At 60.1% G+C, this 22,664-nt stretch carries 7 protein-coding genes; 6 read left to right on the top strand and 1 reads right to left on the bottom strand.

The genetic code is table 11. The features are described from left to right. The first annotated feature begins 46 nt into the window (after positions 1-46). Complete coding sequence (locus BLW50_RS22105; protein WP_090706650.1) at positions 47-958, top strand: LysR family transcriptional regulator; 912 nt, start codon at positions 47-49, stop codon at positions 956-958. Between the two features lie 10 nt (positions 959-968). Here the strand turns inward: BLW50_RS22105 and BLW50_RS22100 are convergent, their stop codons facing one another. After that, positions 969-2,660, bottom strand: a complete 1,692-nt coding sequence (locus tag BLW50_RS22100) for a winged helix-turn-helix domain-containing protein (RefSeq protein WP_244544351.1) — start codon at positions 2,658-2,660, stop codon at positions 969-971. Between the two features lie 235 nt (positions 2,661-2,895). On the opposite strand from BLW50_RS22100, the gene BLW50_RS31125 reads away from it, so the two are divergent. The 5 genes from BLW50_RS31125 to BLW50_RS22070 all read left to right on the top strand — a co-directional run bounded on the left by BLW50_RS31125 (position 2,896) and on the right by BLW50_RS22070 (position 22,652). Next, positions 2,896-18,153: an autotransporter-associated beta strand repeat-containing protein gene (locus BLW50_RS31125; RefSeq protein WP_170850291.1), complete on the top strand. Its 15,258-nt coding sequence runs from the start codon at positions 2,896-2,898 to the stop codon at positions 18,151-18,153. Between the two features lie 456 nt (positions 18,154-18,609). Further along, positions 18,610-19,713 (top strand): amidohydrolase family protein, encoded by a 1,104-nt coding sequence (locus BLW50_RS22085; protein WP_090706640.1) that lies wholly within the window; start codon positions 18,610-18,612, stop codon positions 19,711-19,713. Beyond that, positions 19,710-20,816 carry an amidohydrolase family protein gene (locus BLW50_RS22080; protein WP_090706638.1) on the top strand — a complete coding sequence of 369 codons (1,107 nt, stop codon included), beginning with the start codon at positions 19,710-19,712 and terminating at the stop codon, positions 20,814-20,816. The genes BLW50_RS22085 and BLW50_RS22080 overlap by 4 nt, the downstream gene beginning before the upstream one ends. Next, a complete protein-coding gene (locus tag BLW50_RS22075) occupies positions 20,813-21,244 on the top strand; it encodes a Rieske (2Fe-2S) protein (RefSeq protein ID WP_090706635.1) in 432 nt (143 codons plus the stop codon). Before BLW50_RS22080 ends, BLW50_RS22075 begins: the two co-directional genes overlap by 4 nt. A gap of 40 nt (positions 21,245-21,284) precedes the next feature. After that, entirely contained in the window at positions 21,285-22,652 is a 1,368-nt protein-coding gene (locus BLW50_RS22070) for an MFS transporter (protein WP_170850290.1), read from the top strand. Positions 22,653-22,664 lie beyond the last annotated feature (12 nt).

Genomic DNA, 22,664 nt, shown 5'->3' with positions numbered 1-22,664 from the left:
CCGTCGCAATGGCCGCCAAACTCCTGTAAGACGTCCGCAGGGGAAGATGATGGACGTCCAGGATCTAGAAATACGGCATCTGAAGCTGATCGATGCGCTGTTGCGCTATCGCAACGGGACGGTCGCCGCCAAACATCTGGGCATCAGCCAGCCGGCGGTCAGCCAGTCGCTGAATCGCCTGCGCACCCTGTTCGACGATCCGCTGTTCGTGCGCACCGAGCGCGGCCTCGAACCCTCGCAACGGGCGCTGGCGCTCGCTGGTCCCGTCACCGAGATTTTGAATCTCGTCGACGGCACGCTGTTGCAGAAGGAAACCTTCGACCCGCTGGCCGAAGGCCGTCGTTTCGTTGTCTCGACGGGTGAACTGGGAGAGCTATCCTGTGTGCCAGCTCTTCTGGCGCAAATCACGCGCCTGTCCCCGCAATCCTCCCTCATGGTCGTGCCCGCCGACACGCAATCCATCGATGATCTGCTCGACAATGGCACCGTCGATCTTGCCATCGGCTACCTGCCTGAGCTCACGAGCCCGAACTACATGCAGCAGTCGCTGTTCAACCATGGGCTCGGCTGCCTCGCCAGCGAAAGCCTCAAGGTTCCCGACGAGGGCCTGACGCTCGAGGCTTTCGCCACCTTCGATCATGCCCTCATCGGCATGGAAGGCCGCCTGCGCACGCTCTACGATCAGATGATGCTGGAACAGGGATTGCGGCCGCGCATCGTCTTGCAACTGCCGCATCTGGTCAGCATTCCCCTGATTCTGCCGGCGGCGCATTTCCTCGTCATCGCCTCCGACTTCCTCTGCCGGCACTTTGCCAAGCAAACAGGCATCGTCCGCTATCCGCTGCCCTTCCCTTCGCCGATGATGAACATCCGGCAGATCTGGCACAAACGAAAGCAACAGGATCCGGCCCACAAATGGCTGCGTCAGCTGGCGGCGCAACTTTGGATGCGGAAATAGTTCTCCCGGTTCACTGCTGCGGCAGCCCCGCGTCGACCATCAGTTGGATGACGTGTTTGGCGGCATCGAGATAAATCGGGCTGTTGTTCTTTGCCGGCGGCGCGACATTGAGCGTCGTCGTGCCGGGCCGCAGTTTCAGCCCCTCTTGCATGGCGGCTCTTGCGTCTTCGAGCCGACCTATTTTTTGGTAAGCTGCGGCCAAGATCATATGCGAGCGTCCGGACCCAGCCGTAATCGCGATCGATTTTTGGAGCAACGGCACCGCCTCTTCACCGCGTCCCATCAAAATATTCGTCCAGCCCGCGCCGAGAAGCCATGTCCAGCGGGAGACGCGCGGTGTGTCAAAACGGTCGGCCTGTTTGAATGTCGCAAGCGCATCGTCGAAACGGCCCAGGAATATCTGCCCGAGACCGATCAGATAGAGCGCGCCACCGTTCCAGGGATCGAAGCTCAAAATCCTGGCGCAGGTGACGAGGCTTTCGACGAAACGGTTCGTCGCGCTGAGAAAACGGCAATAGGTTTCCAGCGCGGCGATGGAATGGGGCCGTGCGCGCAAGGCGCGCTCAAGCGTCGCGCTGGCCTGGGCTTCGACCGCGATCGCTTCATCCGGTTTGAACCAACGCATTTGGATGCCGCGCAGTTGCAGCGAGGAAAGCGCAACCGCGATATCGACACTCTCGGGTTCGTCGGCGAGCGCTTTCTTCAACATTGTCTGCGCCACGCCAAACCGCTCTTCGGTCGTTTGATTGATCGAGGCGATCGCCTGCTCGATGACAACCTTCCCGGCCGACGTCACCTTGTTCGCGGACGAAGATGCGCTGGCTTCCAAAAAGTCGTTCAGGCCGCGCGCCAGAGGGTGGCCCACCCCCGCGGCAAGCCGGGACTGCTGAAGTTGCGCGTCCGCCTCGTCAATGTCGACAGAAACAGTCGCGACCGATTGAACCTCCTCGGTCGCCGTCTTGATGATGCGCGCTCGTAAAATCCAGGCGTGCTCGCTGCGCTGCAATTCCCCCCGTATTTCGAAATCGGCGGGCGTAGCAGGGGCGTTCGCCGATTGTGGCGCGACAATCCTGATATTGTCGATCTTGGCGAAGCCATCGGCGAGACGGCCGGTCACCTCCGCCGCCATTGCCACGCCGCGCGGATCAAGGCTCGCGGCGGCAATCGGCATCACGGCGACGACCGGTGGCGCTCGCTGGAAGATGAAGCTTGGCCTCAACGCCGGTGCGGCCACCGCAAGCCCAATGGCCGCGCAGACCCCCGCCGCCGCAATCGCAGTCCACCCCCGCCAGCCAAAGATGGATGGTTGAGCGGCCGCGGGCGCTGCGGCTGGGCTGGAGAAGGTCGCGTCGGAGCCAGCCAGCTCGGTTGACGGCTCGACCGATGGGTCCGCCGTTACTGGGGCTGTCAGCAGATAGCCACCGCCGGAGGCGAGCCTGATGATTTGTCGCCGCTCGTCGCCAAGCGCGGCGCGCAGCTCGCGGACGCATTGGAACAGGCTGTCCTCGCCGACATGAATGTTCGGCCAGACCGCTTCCATCAGGTCCTGCTTGCTGAGGACCCGGCCAGGATGGGTCGCGAACAGGCGCAGCATCTCAAAAGTCTTCGGCCGGAGCTTGATCGCAAGGCCGTCGGGGCCCCGCAGCTCGCCACGCTGCGGGTCCAGCTCAAAACCGATGAAACGGTACACCGTGTCCCCCAAGCGACTCTCCAACCGCCTCATACAACGGAAGTTTATCGAAATGGCCCCGATGCCGGGTCTGAATGGTAAATATCAGAAATTTTCAGAATTATATCGGGCTCCGTATCAAGACGTTACGCCCCCGACAATGAGATGAATCCAGCGCTGATGAAAGTTTTCGGCTGGCTGGACGATCGCCCACCGCAGGACGGAGGGGGCCGCCCCTCGGCCGTGTGACGGTATGGGGGATGCGTTGGTGACCGTAGGAAATCGATTTGGCGCGGCGGGCGGACTGCGGGCCGCTCTGCTGACCACCACGGCTTTGGTCATGGCCGCGCTTCTGCCGATCGCCGGCCCGGTGCGGGCGCAGGACGCCACCTGGACCGGAAGTTTTTCGGGCGTCTATACCGGCGGCATCAACTGGGACAGCGGCGCCATGCCGACCGGCACGGCCTTCTTCGGCACGTCGGCTCGGACAAGCATCACGATCGGCGGCGCGCCCCCGGATGGCGGCATCAACATCGGCGGATGGACGTTCAACGCCGGCGCCTCAAGCTACAACATCACCAATGCGACCAGCGCTTATCTGAATTTCACGGGCGCGGGCATCGTCGTCAACGGCGGCGCCGTCACCTTAAACAACAATAGAGATCTGTATTTTAGAAATTCCAGTAGCGCTGGCGCGGCGACGATCAACAACAACAGCTTTCTGGAATTCCACGACACCAGCACCGCCGGCACCGCGACCCTCATCAACGGCAGCACCGCGTGGTTCTATGACTCCAGCTCGGCCGGCTCTGCCAATATCACCAATAATGACTCGCTGCTTTTCAACAATCTCAGCACGGCTGCTAACGCCACCATCCTCAACAACAGCGCTCTGAGTTTCAACGATACGAGCAAAGCCGGCAACGCCACGATCACCAATAAGAGCGATCTGACATTCTACGACAGCAGCTCGGCGGAGAATGCCACCATCAGCAACGGGGGGACCCTGACCTTCCGTGGCTTCAGCACGGCAGCTACCGCGACGATCACGACCCAGAATGGCGGTTACACGCAGTTTATCTCCGCCGGTACGAGCGCCAATGCGCGTTTCATCACCGAGGCTGGCGGCACGGTGGATGTTTCCGACCCGAGCGGGTTCGCGGCGATGACCGCCGGCTCGATCGAGGGCGCCGGCAACTATGTCATCGGCGCTAAGCAATTCACTGTGGGGGCGAACAATCTTTCGACCGAGGTGAGCGGCGTCATTTCCGGCGTCGGCGGTTCGCTGGTGAAGACCGGCACCGACACGCTGACCTTGTCGGGTACCAACACGTACACTGGCGGCACCAGAGTGCTTGATGGCGTGCTGCAGCTGGGCAGCGCCAGCAGCACCGGCACGATTGTGGGCAACGTATCCACGACCCCGTTTGGCACATTCAATGTCGTCAACGCCGATACCAGCGGCATCACCGGCATAGCGACCGGTGGTTTCACAAATTTCTATAATAGCACGAGCGCCAGCAATGCCGCGATCACCAATAGTGGTGAGTTGGCTTTCCATGATTCGAGCACGGCTGGCGCCGCCAATATCAACAACAACAAGAATCTGTTTTTCAACAACTCGAGCACGGCCGGCAATGCCAGAATCACCAACTGGTTGCGTGCATCCTTCAACGATAACAGCGCCGCCGGAAGCGCGACCCTCAGCAACTACTCGCTTCTGTACTTCAACGGTTCCAGCACGGCAGATCATGCCACTTTAACCAATGAAGGGACTGCACAATTCAACGACACCAGCACGGCGGGTAACGCGACCATCATCAACACTGGGACTGGGACTGCGAATTTCAGCGGCAGCAGCACGGCTGGCAGCGCGACCATCACCAACAACTATAATCTGACTTTCAATGACTCAACCACGGCCGGCACCGCCAATATTCTTAACTGGGGGAGTATATTCTTCGCCAACAACAGCGCCGCCGGAAGCGCGACCATCGCCAACAACGGGGGGTTAAACTTCGACGGCTCCAGCACGGCCGATTACGCCACGATAACCAATAACCTGTTTACGCGCTTCAACGACACCAGCACGGCGGGTCACGCCAACATCACCAATTCCGCTAGCGGTAGCGTTCTTTTCAAAAACAACAGTACCGCTGGCAACGCCATCATTACCAATAATGGCGTTTTGGGTTTTAACGACACCAGCACGGCCGGCAACGCCGCCATAACTGTCTCCAACAACGGCAGCTTATCGTTCAAAAATACGAGTACGGCGAACAACGCTACCCTCATAATCTTCGGTGCCGCTGCTTTCAGAGATGCCACTACGGCAGAGAGCGCCAAAATTAACAATTATTCCGCCCTGTCTTTCAACGACACCAGCACGGCGGGCAACGCCTCCATCAACAATTTCAGCGGCGGTACCCTTTCTTTTCTAAATGCCAGTACGGCGGGAACCGCCATTATTAGAAATTACCGCACTCTGTCCTTCGACAACACCAGCAGCGCTGGCAACGCCAACATCACAAATAGCAACATCCTTTCTTTTCTGGGCGCCAGTACGGCCGGCACGGCCACCATCACCAACGACAGTTTCGGCGGGGTCAATTTCTACAACACCAGCACGGCGGGTGCCGCGACCATTGCCAACAGCGGCCAGTTCACCTTTCGGGACAGCAGTAGCGCCGGCACCGCCGCCATCACCAACAATTTTGTGCTCGACTTCAGAGACACCAGCTCCGCCGGCGCCTCTACTATTGTGAGCAACCACTACACGGAATTCCTCAACAGCAGCACGGCCGGCACTGCCAACATCACCAACAACAAGGATCTGTATTTCTCCGAAACCAGCACGGCTGGGACCGCCACGATCATCAACAATAGCAATCTTGTCTTCCGACATAACGCGACCGGCGGTGGCGCGCGGTTGATCAATAATGATGCCAATGCGCAGATCGATTTTTCTCGTAGCGTGGGCCCCAACAGCGACAAAAAGCTCACCGCCGGTTCGATCGAGGGCGTGGGACAGTTCATCCTCGGCGCCAACGAGCTGACGGTCGGCTTGAACGATCTTTCGACCGAGGTGAGTGGCGTCATTTCCGGCGTCGGTGGTTCGCTGGTCAAGACCGGCAGCGGCAGGCTGATTTTGTCGGGCGTGAATACCTATACCGGTGGCACGCGGATCGATAATGGCGCCTTGCAGCTCGGCAGCATCAGCAGCACTGGCGCGATTGCCGGCGCCGTGAATGTGACGCTGGATGGCGTGTTTGATGTGGTCAATGCCGATACCAGCGGCATCACCACCATTGCGAACGCCGGCGCCGTCCGGTTTTGGAACGGCACGAGCGCCGGTAACGTCACGATCAGAAATGATGACACGCTGACTTTCAACAACACCAGCACGGCTGCTACCGCGACCATCACCAACAATTCCGGTCTCGTCTTCAACGATAGCAGCACGGCCGGGCAGGCCACCATCTCCAACACTGTTAGTCTAGCTTTCGTCGGCGCAAGTACGGCTGGCGATGCGCGCATTACCAACAGTGGCATCGCTTATTTTTCCGCCACGAGCAGCGCCGGCAACGCCACGATCCTCAACAACAACGATCTGAACTTCTTTCAAGACAGCAGCGCCGGTAATGCCACGATCAACAACAATACCGCTCTGCGCTTCCATGATGCCAGCAAGGCCGGCACCGCCGCGATCACCAACAGAGGCGATGTTTTCTTTAACAACACCAGCCAGGCTGAAAACGCGAAGATCACCAATCTCGCCGGTAGCTCCCTGACTTTCAACGATGCCAGCACTGCCGGCAGCGCCACCATCTCTAATGCCGAGTATGTTTATTTTTATGGCACCAGTTCGGCTGGTGCCGCGACCATCACCAACAACAACAATGGCCGGCTCGACTTCAGGGACAGCAGCACGGCCGGCACGGCGCAGATCACCAATGATTTCGGGCTTTACTTCCGCGGCACCAGCACCGCCGGCAGCGCCACGATTACCACCAACGAATACACGGAATTCTTCGACAACAGCACGGCCGGGCAAGCCACCATCACCAACAATAGGTTCTTGTACTTTTCAGACGAGAGCACCGCTGGGAATGCGACGATCATTAACAATGACACGATCGGCTTTGGGCAGAAGGCGACGGGCGGCACTGCGCGGCTGATCAATAACAGTCCAAGCGCGACGTTCAGTTTTGCCAACAGCGCGGGCCCCAATAGCGACCACAAGCTCTCCGCCGGTTCGATCGAGGGCGGTGGCCAATTCTATCTTGGCGGAACCGAGCTGACGGTCGGCTCGAACAATCTCTCGACCGAGGTGAGCGGCGTCATTTCGGGCGTCGGCGGCTCGCTGGTGAAGACCGGCACGGGTAGGTTGACCCTGACGGGCACCAATACCTATACCGGCGGGACCACGATCAACGGCGGCGCTTTGCAGCTAGGCACTGCGGCCCAGACTGGCGCGATCGTCGGTACTGTCACGGTGGGTGTGCAAAAGACGTTCGACATCGTCAATGCCGACACCAGCGGCATCACGAGCATTTCGAATAACGGCGATACCAATTTTTACAATGGCACGAGTGCGGGCACTGCTACGATCACCAGTAGCGGCAATCTGAGTTTCAATGACGTCAGCACGGCTGGAAACGCCACCATCAGCCAAACCGGTTTAACCGGTCGTTTCTATTTCAACGGCTATTCCAGCGCGGGGAACGCCACCATCACCAATGGGGGCGTTATGGGCTTCCGCGATTACAGCACGGCTGCTTCTGCCAACATCACCAACAACTCCGGTCTATCTTTCTTCGCCTATAGCACCGGCGCCACCTCGACCATCGTCAACAACAGTCGGATGTATGTTTACGATCAGGCCACGTTGGGGCAGGCCACCATCACCAACAGCGCCGGCAATGCCAACATCGATTTCTATCTAAATAGCTCGGCGGGCGATGCTACGATCACCAATAATTCCAACATCAACTTCGGTTGGAGCAGCACTGCGGGCAATGCTCAGATAACCAATAATTTCAGCCTGTACTTCAAAGATAACAGTACGGCCGGTACCGCCACCATCAACAACAACGCCGGCGGCACCCTAAACTTCAACAATACCAGCACCTCTGGTAGCGCCAGCATCACCAATAGTGGCAACCTTTCCTTTAACGATAGCAGCGCGGCTGGCAATGCTCAGATAACCAATAATTCCAGCCTGTCCTTCAAAGATAACAGTACGGCCGGTACCGCCACCATCAACAACAACGCCGGCGGCACCCTAAACTTCAACAACACCAGCACCGCTGGTAGCGCCGGCATCACCAATAGTGGCAACCTTTCCTTTAACGATAGCAGCACGGCTGGCACCGCCTCCATTGCCAACTACAGCAGCCTGTTTTTCAACGGCACCAGCACCGCCGGCAACGCCACCATCACCAACAGCAGCAATGGCAACGGCATCGGCAATATACAATTTTCCGGCAACAGCACGGCCGGCAATGCCTTCATCACAAGCAATTTCATTCTGACTTTCGACAACGCCAGTACAGCCGGTGATGCCACCATCACCAGCAATGCTACGCAATTCCGTGGCAACAGCACGGCTGGCAATGCCACCCTCACTAACAACAGCTCTATGAGTTTTGCGGGCGCCAGCACGGCCGGCAACGCCGCCATCACCAACGGCCCCTTCGGCACTGTGGATTTCTCGGCCAGCACCGGCCCGAACGGCGATCATAAACTGAGCGCTGGGTCGATCGCGGGCGGTGGCAGCTACATGCTCGGAGCCAACGAACTGACGGTGGGCTCCAACAACCGCTCGACCGAGGTAAGCGGCATCATTTCGGGCGCAGGCGGTTCGCTGGTCAAGACCGGCATTGGCACGCTGATCCTGTCGGGCGACAACACCTACGATGGCGGCACGCGGATCGCGAACGGCACGCTTCAGATCGGCAACGGCGGCGGCACCGGCTCGATTATCGGCAATGTCGTCAACGACAGCGTGCTCGCCTTCAACCGCAACAATACATATACGTTCGCCGGGAATATATCGGGCAGCGGGGCTCTGTATCAGACGAGCACGGGCACGACGATCCTGAACGGCAATAACAGCTATACCGGCGACACCATCATCTCCGATGGGCGCCTGCAGTTCGGCGACGGCATTACGGGGGGCAGCAACAACCTCGGCGGCAATGTGAGGGTGAATGGCGGAACGCTGGCCATTCAGACGCCAGCGACCTTGAATGTCGGGCGCGACGTCACCTTCGCCGACAATACCGCACTGTCCATTGTCGCTGGCGCCAACGCCCCGGCGTTATCAGCCGAACGCGTCCTGATCAACAACGGCGTATCCTTCAATCTCAGCGGCATCAGCAATGCGAGCGAGCTCGACAAACTTCTGATCGACACCCGCTCGGGGATCAGCGGCGACTTTGCCAGTATCACCATCGGCGGCTTCAGCGGCCCGGTGGATTATCTCACCGTGTCGACCCGCAAATCAGCCGACAGTCTGCAGTATCTCGCCAGCTATGGCCTGAGCTGGTTTGCCGGCAACAACCTCGCCCATGGCACTTTCACCCTGACCAATTTCGGCGACACGTTCACGGTCGGGGCAGCGCTGACCGACCAGGCGGCCAATCCTGTGACGGGCTGGAGCGGCACATCCCTGACCAAGGCCGGCGATGGCACGCTCATCCTGACCGGCCACAACACCTATACCGGCGGCACCAGGGTGAACGGCGGCACGCTGCAGCTCGGCAACCTCAGCACCACCGGCGCGATTGCGGGCGCGGTCGCTATTGACCCGAATGGCTCTTTCTCGGTCATCAACGCGGACACCAGCGGCATCACGAGTATCGACAACCGCGGCAGCGCCAGATTTTACAACAGCACGAGCGCGAGCAACGCCCTCATCGAAAATCGTGACCTGCTGTCCTTCAATGACACCAGCACCGCCGGCACGGCCAATATCACCAATCTCGTGAATCTGACTTTCAACAACGCCAGCACCGCCGGCAGCGCCATCATCACAAATTCGGCCAATACATCTTTCAACGACATCAGCACCGCCGGCAACGCGACCATCACCAACTACGCATATCTGGACTTCAGCGGCTCCAGCACGGCGGGTGATGCCACAATAACCAACGCAGGCATCCTCTCTTTCAACAATGCCAGCACCGCTGGATCCGCCTCCATCACCAACAATAACGGCTACAGCACGTCATTCAGCGGCAGCAGCAGCGCCGACCACGCCTACATCGTCAATCATGGCACTTTAGCTTTTTCGGCAAGCAGTACGGCCGGAAACGCTTCCATCATCAGCAAAAACGAGTTGAATTTCGCGGGGTCCAGCACCGCCGATCAGGCCGCCATCACGAACGATGGCAACATGACGTTCAAGGGGACGAGCACGGCGGGAAGTTCAAGCATTAATAACCGCACCCGCGTCTATTTTAATGAAAACAGTACGGCTGGCAGCTCCTACATCACAAATCTGTTCTCCTCTGTTTATTTCAATCAGAACGCGACCGCGGGTAACGCGCAGCTACTCAATTTTTTCGACGAGGGCATATTCGATTTCTCCGGGAGCGCCGGTCCGAACGGCGACCATAAGCTTTCCGCCGGCTCGATCGCTGGCCCCGGTCAATTCATCCTGGGCGCCAACGAACTGACGGTCGGATCGAACAATCTTTCTACAGAAGTCAGCGGCGTCATTTCGGGCGCCGGCGGTTCGCTGGTCAAGACCGGCACCGGCACGCTGATCTTGTCAGGCACCAACACCTATACCGGCGGCACGACCATCGACAACGGCACCTTGCAGCTCGGCACCTTGAGCAGCGCCGGCAAGATCGTCGGCGCTGTCACCGTGGGCGTCGGCACGCAAAGGACGCTCGATATCGTCAATGCCGACACCAGCGGCATCACGAATATTTCCAACAACGGTTTTGTGTTCTTCCGGAACGGCACGAGCGCGAGCAGCGCCACCATCACCAGTGGCGGTTCCATTTATTTCTATGGCAACAGCACGGCCGCCACGTCCAACATCAGCCACAACGGCGGCTTGTATTTCAACGACACCAGCACCGCCGGCAGCGCCACCATCAACAATGGCGGCGTGATGGGCTTTGTCGACAACAGCACGGCGGCCTCGGCCACGATCACCAACAACATGGGCCTGTCGTTCTTCAATTTCGCTACCGCCGGCAATGCGAATATCACCAACAAAAACCGCATGTATCTCTACATGAACAGCACGTTGGGGAATGCCACCGTCCTCAACGATGTCGGCAATGCCAGCATAGAGTTCAACGGCTCCAGTTCGGCGGGCGCCGCCACGATCACCAACTATACCAATATCAATTTCAGGGAGAGCAGCACCGCCGGCACCGCCAGTATCACCAACTACTACGGCTTGAATTTCGTCGATACCAGCAGGGCCGGCAGCGCCACCATCGACAACAAGAGCGGCGCAAGCGTGGGATTCTGGGGGAATTCCATGGCTGGTAATGCCGGCATCACGAATGCTGGAACTTTGACATTCCACGACAACAGCACAGCCGATTCCGCCAGAATCACCAACAATAGCGGAGCGACGGTTGGGTTCGTTGATGCGAGCACGGCCGGCGGCGCGGTCATCACCAACAATGGTTTAGTCAGATTCGGTAATACGAGCACGGCCAGAACCGCCACCATTTACAACAACGCAGCTTTGTCCTTCGGCGATACCAGCTCGGCTGGGAGCGCCACGATCTACAATGACGACTCTGTCTCTTTCACGGGGAACGCGACCGGCGGCGACGCGCAACTGATCAACACTCGCTCCAACGCGCTGATCGATTTTTCCGCGAGCACCGGCCCGAACGGCGACAACAAACTCACCGCCGGTTCGATCGAAGGCCTTGGCCAATTCATCCTGGGCGCCAACGAGCTGACAGTCGGCTCCAACAATCTCTCCACCGAGGTGAGCGGTATCATCTCGGGCACAGGCGGCTCGCTGGTCAAGACCGGCACGGGCACGCTGATCCTGTCGGGGACCAACACCTACAGCGGCGGCTCGACGATCAGTGGCGGCACGCTGCAGATCGGCAATGGCGGCGCCACCGGCTCGATCATCGGCAATGTCGTCAACAACAGCGTGCTCGCCTTCAACCGCAACGATGCCTATACGTTCGCCGGGAATATATCGGGCAGCGGAGCGCTGTATCAGACAGGCACAGGCGCGACGATCCTTACCGGCACCAACACATATAGCGGCGACACGATCATCAACAGCGGTCGGTTGCAATTCGGCAACGGTGTTACGGGCGGCAGCAACAACCTCGGCGGCAACCTGACGGTGAACGGCGGCATGCTGGCGATCCAGACGCCGGCGACCCTGAACGTCGCGCGCGACGTGACTTTTGCCGACAACACCGCGCTGTCCATTATCGCTGGCGCCAACAGCCCGGCGCTATCGGCCGAGCGCGTCGGGATCGGCAGCGGCGTCGCCTTCAACATCAGCGGCATCGACAACGCGAGCCAGCTCGACAAGGTTCTGATCGACACGCGCTCGGGAATCAGCGGCGACTTCGCTTCGATCAGCGTCGGTGGCTTCAACGGCACGGTGGACTACCTCACCGTGTCCACCCACAAATCCGCCGACAATCTGCAATATCTCGCCAGCTACAACCTGAGCTGGACCGCCGGCAACAATCTCGCCCACGGCACGTTCACGCTGACCAATGCTTCCGACACCTTCACGGTGGGAGCATCGCTGACCGATCAAGCGGCCAATCCCGCGACCGGTTGGGGCGGTACGAACCTGACCAAGGCCGGCGCCGGCACGCTCATCCTGACCGGCCGCAACACCTATACCGGCAGCACGTCGATTGGTGACGGCACCCTGCAGATCGGCGATGCCGGCAACACGGGTTCCATCGTGGGACGCGTCGATACTTATCCCAGCGGCACATTTGAAATCGTCAACGCCGATATGAGTGGGATCACCGACATCCTGAATGTGGGGACCACGAATTTCCGCAATACCAACAGCGCTGGCAGCGCCAGTATTACGAATGGCAATCGCCTGTCCTTCTACGACACCAGCACGGCGGGATCTGCGACTATCACGAACACCGCCAACATGTCGTTCTTCGATGACAGCACGGCAGGCTTTGCGACCGTCAGCAACAACAGCAACGGGAATCTATCATTCAACAACGGCAGCAAGGCCGGTGCGGCTACGATCGTCAACTACGGTACTCTCGCGTTTAACAGCACCAGCACCGCCGACACGGCCACCATCACAAACAATCAAAGCCTGACTTTCAAAGATACCAGCACCGCAGGCACCGCCACCGTCACGAACAATCAGAGCCTGACTTTCAAAGATGCCAGCACGGCAGGCGCGGCCAGCATCACCAATGCCGGTGACATATTCTTCTATGACGCCAGTACGGCCGGCAGCGCCACAATCACAAACGCTGGCAACCTGCTTTTCCGAAACAATAGCACCGCCGGCCCGGCCAACATCACGAACAACAACATCATGTCGTTTTCCGATAACAGCGGGGCCAATGGCTCTACAATCACCAACAATGGCCGGCTGCGTTTCTTTGGCAGCAGCACCGCTTCCGGCGCTGTCATCACCAACGCTTTCGACCTCTATTTCAACGGTGCCAGTTCGGCTGGCGATGTTCGTATTACCAACAACGCCTATACTGAATTCTCAGACAACAGCACGGCTGGCACCGCCGATATCACCAACAGCCAGAATCTGATTTTTCTGGGCAATGGCACCGCTGAAAATGCTCGCATCAGCAACAGCAGCGTCGTCACCTTCATAGGCCAGTCGACCGGCGGCAATGCGCAGTTGATCAACACTGGGGCCAGCGCGAGTATCGATTTCTCCACCAGCACAGGCCCGAACAACGACAATAAACTGACGGCCGGTTCGATCGCCGGGGATGGCCAGTTCATCCTCGGGGCCAACGAACTGACTGTTGGCTCCAACAATCTCTCGACCGAGGCGAGTGGCGTTATTTCCGGCGTTGGCGGCTCGCTCGTTAAGACCGGTACTGGCACTCTAGCCCTGTCCGGGATCAACACTTATACAGGTGGCACCACGGTCAACGGTGGCGCCTTGCAGCTTGGCACCTCCACCGACACGGGTGCGATCCTGGGCAACGTGGGGGTCGGCGCCAACGGCACGTTTGACGTCTTCAATGCCGACATGAGCGGCATCGTCAATATTTCAAATAGCGGCACGACGAATTTCCGCAACGCCAACAGTGCCGGAAGCACTGGCATCACCAATGACGGCGCCCTGTCCTTCCTGGACACCAGCACCGCCGGCAATGCCACCATCACCAACAACACCCCAGGGACGATCGCTTTCCGCAATTCAAGCACGGCCGGCAACGCTGCCATCACCAACAGCAATCGCCTGATCTTCAGCGACCGCAGCACCGCAGGCAACGCGACCATTGTCAACAATGCCAGTGGTACGGTCGATTTCTCGGGCACCACAGGACTCAATGGCGATGGCAAGATCAGCGCCGCATCGATCGCTGGCGCGGGCGCCTTTATCCTCGGCGCCAACGAACTGACGGTCGGCTCCAACGGCGCCGGGAACGAGGTGAGTGGTGTCATTTCGGGCACCGGCGGTTCGCTGGTCAAGACGGGTACGGGCGGGCTGACCCTGTCGGGCGACAACACCTATACCGGCGGCACGAGGATCGACAACGGCTTGCTGCAGATCGGCAATGGCGGAGCGACCGGTTCGATCGTCGGTAATGTCGTCAACAATAGCGTGCTCTCCATCTACCGGACGGGAACGCTGACCTTGTCGGGCAACATCTCGGGCGGCGGCGAGCTGTGGCAGGTCGGCCCGGGTTCGACGGTCCTGACCGGCACGAACAGTTATACGGGCAACACCACCGTCTCGGGCGGCCGGTTGCAGTTCGGCGACGGCACTGCGGGCGGCAGCAACACCCTTGGCGGAAACGTCAACGTCAACGGCGGCACGCTGGCAATCGAAACACCGGCGACCCTGAACGTCGCGCGCGATGTGAGCTTCGCCGACAACACGGCGCTCTCCGTCACTGCGGGCACGAACAGCCCGGCGCTGTCAGCCGATCGCGTCATTGTCGGCAACAATGTCGGCTTCAATATCAGCGGCATCAGCGATGCGAGCCAGCTCGACAAGGTGCTGATCGATACCCGCTCCGGAATCAACGGCGACTTCGCCCCCGTCACCGTCGGCGGCTTCAGCGGCACAGTGGATTATCTCACCGTGTCGACCCGCAAGTCGGCTGACAGCCTGCAGTATCTCGCCAGCTATAGTCTGAACTGGAGCGCCGGCAACAATCTCGCCCACGGCACGTTCACGCTGACCAATGCCACCGACAGTTTCACGGTCGGGGCATCGCTGACCGATCAGGCGGCCAATCCGGTGACGGGTTGGGGCGGCACGAACCTGACCAAGGCTGGCGCCGGGACGCTCATCCTGACGGGCGCCAACACCTATACCGGCGGAACAGCGATCAACGGCGGCACCTTGCAGATCGGCAATGCCGGCCTCATGGGCTCTATCGTGGGGCATGTCTCGGTTGGTGTCAGCGGAACCTTCGAGCTCTTCAACGCCGATATGAGCGGGGTTACCAATATTACAAACGGCGGTGCCACGAACTTCCGCAATGCCACGAGCGCCAGCAGCGCCTACATTACGAACACCGGCGCTCTATCCTTCTTCGATACCAGCACGGCCGGTAACGCGGTGATCGTTAATACCTACACTGTGGATTTCAAGGACGCGAGCACGGCCGGCAATGCCCAGATCAACAACCGGGGTCCGATGGTGTTCAGCAACACCAGCACAGCGGGAACCGCGATCATCCAAAACGGCGACCGCCACACTTTCATCCCGGTTCCTCTCGCTTTCCTCGATATGAGTTCGGCTGGTAGCGCCACCATCAACAACGACAGCACGATCCAGTTCTTCGACAACGCCACCGCCGGCACGGCTCATATCACCAACAACAGATATTTCACTTTCGACGACAACAGCTCTGCCGGCCAGGCAACGATCACCAATGTGGCTGGAGCTAGGATTGATTTCTCGACCAGCAGCACGGCTGGAAGCGCGACGATCGATAGCGACGGCATCATATCGTTCGCGCAAAATACCAGCGCCGGCAGCGCCATCATCACGAATCATGCCGGTGCCCAGATCGATTTCACCGACAACAGCACGGGCGGCAGCGCGACGATTACGAACCGGGGTTCGCTCTCGTTTGTCGACAGCGCCAGCGCCGGCAATGCCACCATCGCCAACATTACCGGCGCCACGTTGCGCATCGCCAACACCGCGACCGCCGGCGGCGCAACCATCACCAACAATGGGAGTTTAGTCTTCGCCGATCACGCCACGGCGGGCACGGCGGCCATCACGAACGCTGCCACTCTCGAATTCCACAATTCCAGCACGGCCGGCGGCGCCACCATCGCTAACAACGCCACGATGCTGTTTACCCAGCAGTCCACCGCTGGCAACGCCACGATCAACAATAGTGCCCAGCTTACATTCGACTCCAATACGAGCGCCGGCAATGCCACCATCAAGAACAGTGGCAACGTGCTGTTCGATGGCAATTCGACACCAGGCAATGCGCAGCTGATCAATACGGCTGCCAGCGGCGTCTTCGATCTGTCGATGACGCCAGGCCCCAATAGCGACAACAAGTTCACCGTGGGCTCGTTCGCCGGCGGCGGCACCTTCTATATCGGCGAAAAGCAACTGACTATCGGCGGCAACAATCTGTCCACCGAAGTCACTGGCGTGATCGCCGATGGCGGCACGGGCGGCGGCACCGGCGGCTCCCTGATCAAGGTCGGTACCGGCAAGATGACCTTGTCGGGGATCAATACCTATACCGGCAAAACGACGGTCAACGACGGCACGCTGTCGGTGAACGGTTCGATCACTTCGTCTTCATTGCTGACTGTCAATAGTGGCGGCACGCTGTCCGGCAACGGTACGGTTGGCAGCACGCTCATCAATGCCGGCGGCACTTTGGCGCCGGGCAATTCCATTGGCCTGCTCACCGTCCAAGGCGATCTGACCTTCATGGCTGGATCGACCTATCGGGTCGAGGTCTCGCCCTCCGCCGCCGACCGGGTCAATGTCTCGGGCACTGCAGCGCTGAACGGCGCCTCGCTCGCGGCGATGTATGATCCCGGCTCTTATGTGAACAAGCGTTATACCGTGCTCAACGCAACCGGCGGCGTGAATGGGACGTTCTCGGGGCCGGTCAACACCAACCTGCCGACGAATTTCTCGTCAGCGCTGAATTACGATGCCAACAACGCCTATCTCGACTTGACGCTGAACTACACGCCGCCAACCGCACCGAGCTTTGGCGGTGGTCTGACGTCGAACCAGGCTCGCGTCGCTTACGGGCTGGTGAATTCCTTCAACTTTGCGGGCGGCATTCCCTTGGTGTTCGGCACGCTTGGATCATCTGGCCTCACACAGGCCTCGGGCGAATCCGCCACGGGCGTGCAGCAGAGCACGTTCACCATCATGGATCGTTTCCTCAACTTGATGAACGATCCCTCGGCCAGCGGCCGCGCCACGGCCATGCTGCCCATGTCCTATGCCCCGCTACCGCGCGGCACGCAGCCGATCATGGTCGCCTTGCAGCCGCGCTGGAGTGTCTGGGCGGCCGGCTATGGCGGCACGCAAACGACGCGTGGCAATAGCTTCATCGGCTCCAACACATATAGCGGCGGAATCTATGGCATGGTGGCCGGCGCCGATTATCGCGTCTCGCCCGATACGGTCGTGGGCTTCGCGCTCGGCGGCGGCGGCACCAGCTATCATCTCGCCAGCGGCGTGGGCAGCGGTTCGTCCAATGTCTTCCAGGCCGGTCTCTATGGTCGCCAGAATTTCGGCGCCGCCTATGTCGCTGGCTCATTGGCCTATGGCTGGCAGGACGTGACCACCGACCGGCGCGTCATGTTCGATCAGTTGCGGGCGCGGTTCAGCGCCCACAGCTTCTCCGGACGGCTCGAAAGTGGCACTCGTATCACCACGCCGTTTGGTGGCTTGACGCCCTACGCGGCTGGCCAGTTCACCAACATCGCTCTGCCGACATATAGCGAGCAAGCAGTGACCGGCCCTGGCCTTTTCGCCCTGAACTATGCAGCAAAGAACGTCACCGCTTGGCGGACGGAACTCGGCCTGCGCGGCGATACCGCGATCGATATCGGATCTGCCACGCTCTGGCTGCGCGGTCGCCTCGCCTGGGCGCACAACTTCAATCCGGACGGCTCGCTCTCCGCATCCTTCCTCAACCTTCCGGCCTCAAGCTTCGTGGTCAACGGCGCGGCGCAAGCCCGCAATGCCGCGCTGGTCACGGCTGGCGCTGAAATGAAGTGGCCGAGCGGCTGGTCAATCGCGGCCAGTTTTGAAGGCGAGTTCTCCGGTCGCGGCAACAGCTACGCCGGCAAGGGTGCGCTTCGCTACCAATGGTAGGGCCCGCTCGACGCACGCCTGATGGAGATGGAACGAGTTGATGGACGCAGGGTTGTACTGAAGCCTACTATTGCGTGAGGTGGGAAGCATGGAATTGGATCAAGATAGGCTGCTACGCGTCGCCGCGACTTTGATCCGTTCTTATGTCGCGGGGAATCATGTTCCCCGCGCTGCCTTGCCGGCGCTGATCTTCAAAACCCATGCATCACTCCAGCGACTGGCTTCACCTGCCACGCCCTCGCAAGAAGCAAGGACAAATCTACTGAAGCGGAAATAGTTCTCCCATCCATCGACACGAGAACTGATTTCATTCGAATTTCGCTGCTTTCGCAGCGCAAAATTCGATTTGCTAATTTGCGTCATTAGCCCCGGTTATTTGCCCAGCCTTGTTCGCGTGTGTTTCCCCTGTTCCCAGCTTGTAGCCAACGCCACGACGCATGCGGCCAGGGAGGAAACATGCAACTGCCTTTCACAGGCGCCATCGACTGCGACACCCATCCAGCCGCCCCGCCGATCAAAAGCCTGCTGCCCTATATGACGCCCTATTGGCGCACGCAGCTGGTCGAGCGCGCGCTCGATACGGTGAACTACACCTTCACCAGCTACAAACCCAATGTGCCGCTGTCGCGCCGCCTTGACTGGCGCACGCCACTGGAAGACCAGGCGAACCTCATCCCAACACTGCGCAACGAGCTGCTTGAGCCCTTCAATCTTCGTTACGCCATCTGCAATGTCCTGCATGGCTCCATCGCCCTGTTCCATCAAGACATGGCCGCCGCCATCATCAGCGCCGTCAACGACTGGACCCGCGACACCCTCCTGGCCGGCGACCCGCGCTTGCGCGCCTCGATCCTGGTGTCGCCGACCGACCCGGCCCATGCGGTCTCGGAAATCGAGCGCCTCGGCGAAGACAAGCGTTTCGTGCAGGTGCTTTTGCCGGTGATGGGCGAGCTGCCGCTCGGCCGCCGCCTCTATTGGCCGATCTTTGAAGCTGCGCAGCGGCTGCACCTGCCGATCTGCATTCATGCCGGCAGCCTGCATCGTGTCGCCACCACCGGCGGCGGCTGGCCCTCGCACTTCGTCGAAGACTATATCGCCCAATCGGCCGCCTTCGAGAATGTCGTGGTCAGCCTGTTGGCCGAAGGGGTTTTTCGCAAGTTCGACCGGTTGACCTTCGTTTTGGCCGAATCCGGCGTGAGCTGGTACCCGGCCCTGCTCTGGCGCAATGATCGCATGTGGCGCGCCACCCGCCGCGAAGTGCCGTGGATCGAGCGCGTGCCGCACGAGATCATCAACGAGCGCATACGGCTGACCTTGCAGCCCTTCGATGGCCCCGAGGAACCGGCCGCGCTGCAGCGGCTCATCAATCACTTCGATTCCGATCGCGTGATTCTGTTCTCGACCGACTACCCGCACGCCCATTTCGACGGCTTGAACGCACTGCCCGACGGCTTCCCGGACGCTCTGGTCAAACGCATCGCCATCGACAATCCGGTCGAGACCTATACCCGCCTCGCCATCGCTGCCGACAGCACCCAGCCCGTTGGAGCTTCGTCATGACCCTCACCCTTGGTTCAAACGCGCCGGCGACACCCACGCCGGCAAAACTCGCCACGGTCGATTGCGATCTGCATCCAACGCCGCGCTCACCCAACGATCTCCTGCCCTTCCTGTCGGAACGCTGGAAGACGCATATGCGCGACTACGGCCCGCATATCCGCCAGGGCATCACCGGCCAGGAGATTCATCCGCGCATGGATGGCCGTGGCATGCGGCTCGATGCCTTTCCCGAGACCGGCCCGGCGGGCTCCGACCTCGGACTGATGCAGCGGCAGCATCTCGACCCCAACGATATCGGTGCCGGCACTTTGATCGCACTGGGCACCGCCGTCAGCGACGAGCGCAATCAGGATTATGGCGCGGCGCTGTCGCGCGCGGTCAATCAATGGCAATTGGCCACCTGGGTCGATCCGGATCCGCGCCTGCATGCCGGCATCATCGTCACCCAGGAAGAGCCGCTCGCGGCTGTCGCTGAAATCGACTATTGGGCGGCCGATCCGCGCTTCTCCCACATCATGCTCTCGCCGAAGCCGATCGAACCCTTGGGGCGGCGGCGCTATTGGCCGATCTATGAGGCGGCCTGCCGTGCCAATCTACCGATCGTGTTTCATCCGGTGATTCCCGGTGGTGGGCACCCTTCATCGGGCATCGGCTGGCCGACGTTCTATATCCAGGATCATTACACGTCGGGCCCGCTCTACCAGAACATCATCATGAGCCTGGTGTTTGAAGGCGTGTTCGAGAAATTCCCTGCTCTCAAGGTGGTCTTTGTCGAAGGCGGCTTCACCTGGGTGCCGCATATGACCTGGCGTCTCGATCGCCAGTGGGAGCGCATGCGCAGCGAAGTTCCGCATGTGAAGCAGAAGCCTTCCGAATATATCCGCTCGCGCACCTGGTTCACGACACAGCCGATGGAAGAATGCCGCACGCCAGGCCAGCTGCGTGACGTCATCGAATGGATCGGTGTCGATCGCCTGCTCTATTCCAGCGACTATCCACACTGGGATTACGACGACCCCAAACAGGCCTTCAAACTTCGCCTGAGCGACGACGAACGCCAGATGATTTTCTCTACCAATGCGCAACGGGCCTACAGACTATGACGTCATCTCATGTGATTTCCCATATCGACGACTTTCCGCCCAACACGCGCAAAGTCGTCGAGGTCAATGGCCGCTCGGTCGTCGTCTTCCGCGTCGAGGATGAATTCTACGCTTTGCTGAATCGCTGCCCGCATGAGGGCGCCGAGCTCTGCAAAGGCCGTCTCGGCGCGCTCGTCGTCTCGGATGGACCTGGCGACTATGACCTGGCGCAAGACAACCAGTTCCTGCGCTGCCCCTGGCACGGCTGGGAGTTCGACATCAAAACCGGGCAATCCTACTGCGACCCCAGGAAGACGCGCACGCCACGCTATGACGTCGCTGTCACCAAAGGCGGGGCGTTGCAAAAAGGGCCTTACGAAGAGGGGCCTTATAAAGCGGAGCCCTTACAGGTCTCGCTCGATGATTTGTACGTGGTTGTGCACGGCTGAGGGGCAAAGCGCACAACCAAGGACGATAAGGGAGGACTACATGCTGCAGAATTCAGTCAATGTGGCTGACGTTGTCGCCACGCAGTCACGCAATGCCTTGGTCACGCGCCTGATCATCATCTCGACGCTGCTGATGCTCGTCGACGGCTTTGACCTGCAGACCATTGCCTTCGCGGCCCCCTCCATCATCGCCTCCTGGAAGGTCGATCGATCGTTCTTCGGCCCGGTGTTCAGCGCCGGTCTCGCCGGTCTGATGGTCGGCAGCATTCTCTTTGGCTATTTCGGCGACCGGCTCGGGCGCCGCCCAACAATTCTCCTGGCCATCGCGATCGTCGGCATTTTCACCACCGCGACGGTCTTTGCCTCGGATATGGCGCATCTGCTCGTCTTGCGCTTTCTCACCGGCATCGGCGTCGGCGGGTTGACCCCCATCTGCTACGCGCTCTGCATCGAATACACGCCGCCGCAACGGCGCGGCTTCATCGTCGCGGTCATCATGTTTGGCTATGTGTTGGGATCGAGCCTGGGCGGCCTGCTCGCGGCCTGGATCATTCCCAGCTACGGCTGGCACGCCGTCTTCATCGCCGGCGGCATTCCCGCCCTCCTCCTGCTGCTGGTCGCCTATGTCTGGATTCCGGAATCGCTGGAATTCCTGATCCGGCGCGATCCGCGTTCGCCCCAAGCGGCGTCGATCGTGGGCGCCATTACCGGCCGACCCGTGCCCGCCGGCACCACCTTCGTCTCCAACCAGGATGCGAAAACGGCCGCCGATACCAGCGTGATCGCGATCGTCCGCTCGTTGTTCTCGCCGGACCTGCGCCTCAGCACGGCGGTGATCTGGCTCGCCTATATCGCCAGTTCCTTGACCATGTTCTTCCTGATCAGCTGGATGCCGGTGCTGATCGAATCCTTCGGCCGCAACGTCTCGGAAGCCGCCATTGCTTTGACGGTTCTCTCCATGGGCGGCGCGCTCGGCGGGCTGCTCGCCGGCCATATTGTCGATCGCTACGGCGCCTTCGGCCTGATGATCATGCCGCTGATCGCCGGCCCGATCGCCGCCACGCTGGGCTATATCCAGCTCGACAACCTGTTTTACCTGGTCGTCATCTTCATCACCGGCTTCTTCGTCATCGGCTCTCATCAGGGGCTGAACAGCACCGTTGGCAAGCTCTATCCCAGCGAACGCCGCGCCAATGGTGTCGGCCTGGCGCTGGCGGTGGCGAAGTTCGGCGCCATCTTCGGACCATTGCTGGGCGGCTTCCTGATCGCCGCGAAGGTCGATCGCAGCACATTGTTCCTCGCCACGGCATTGCCCGAGATCATCGTCTTTCTCAGCCTGTTCCTTCTGGGCGCCAGACGACGCGCAGCCGCGCGCCAGCCAATGTTGCAACCAGCGAGCCAGCGCTGACACCCCCAACGG

Origin of the sequence: Beijerinckia sp. 28-YEA-48 (assembly GCF_900104955.1) — a bacterium.
Taxonomy (GTDB): domain Bacteria; phylum Pseudomonadota; class Alphaproteobacteria; order Rhizobiales; family Beijerinckiaceae; genus Terripilifer.
This window is presented reverse-complemented; position numbering and strand designations above follow the sequence as displayed.

Bases quoted from the DNA above. Each gene is read 5' to 3' on its own strand.
- BLW50_RS22105 (WP_090706650.1), top strand. From the start codon at position 47: ATGATGGACGTCCAGGATCTAGAAATACGGCATCTGAAGCTGATCGAT.
- BLW50_RS22085 (WP_090706640.1), top strand. From the start codon at position 18,610: ATGCAACTGCCTTTCACAGGCGCCATCGACTGCGACACCCATCCAGCC.
- BLW50_RS22080 (WP_090706638.1), top strand. From the start codon at position 19,710: ATGACCCTCACCCTTGGTTCAAACGCGCCGGCGACACCCACGCCGGCA.
- BLW50_RS22075 (WP_090706635.1), top strand. From the start codon at position 20,813: ATGACGTCATCTCATGTGATTTCCCATATCGACGACTTTCCGCCCAAC.
- BLW50_RS22070 (WP_170850290.1), top strand. From the start codon at position 21,285: ATGCTGCAGAATTCAGTCAATGTGGCTGACGTTGTCGCCACGCAGTCA.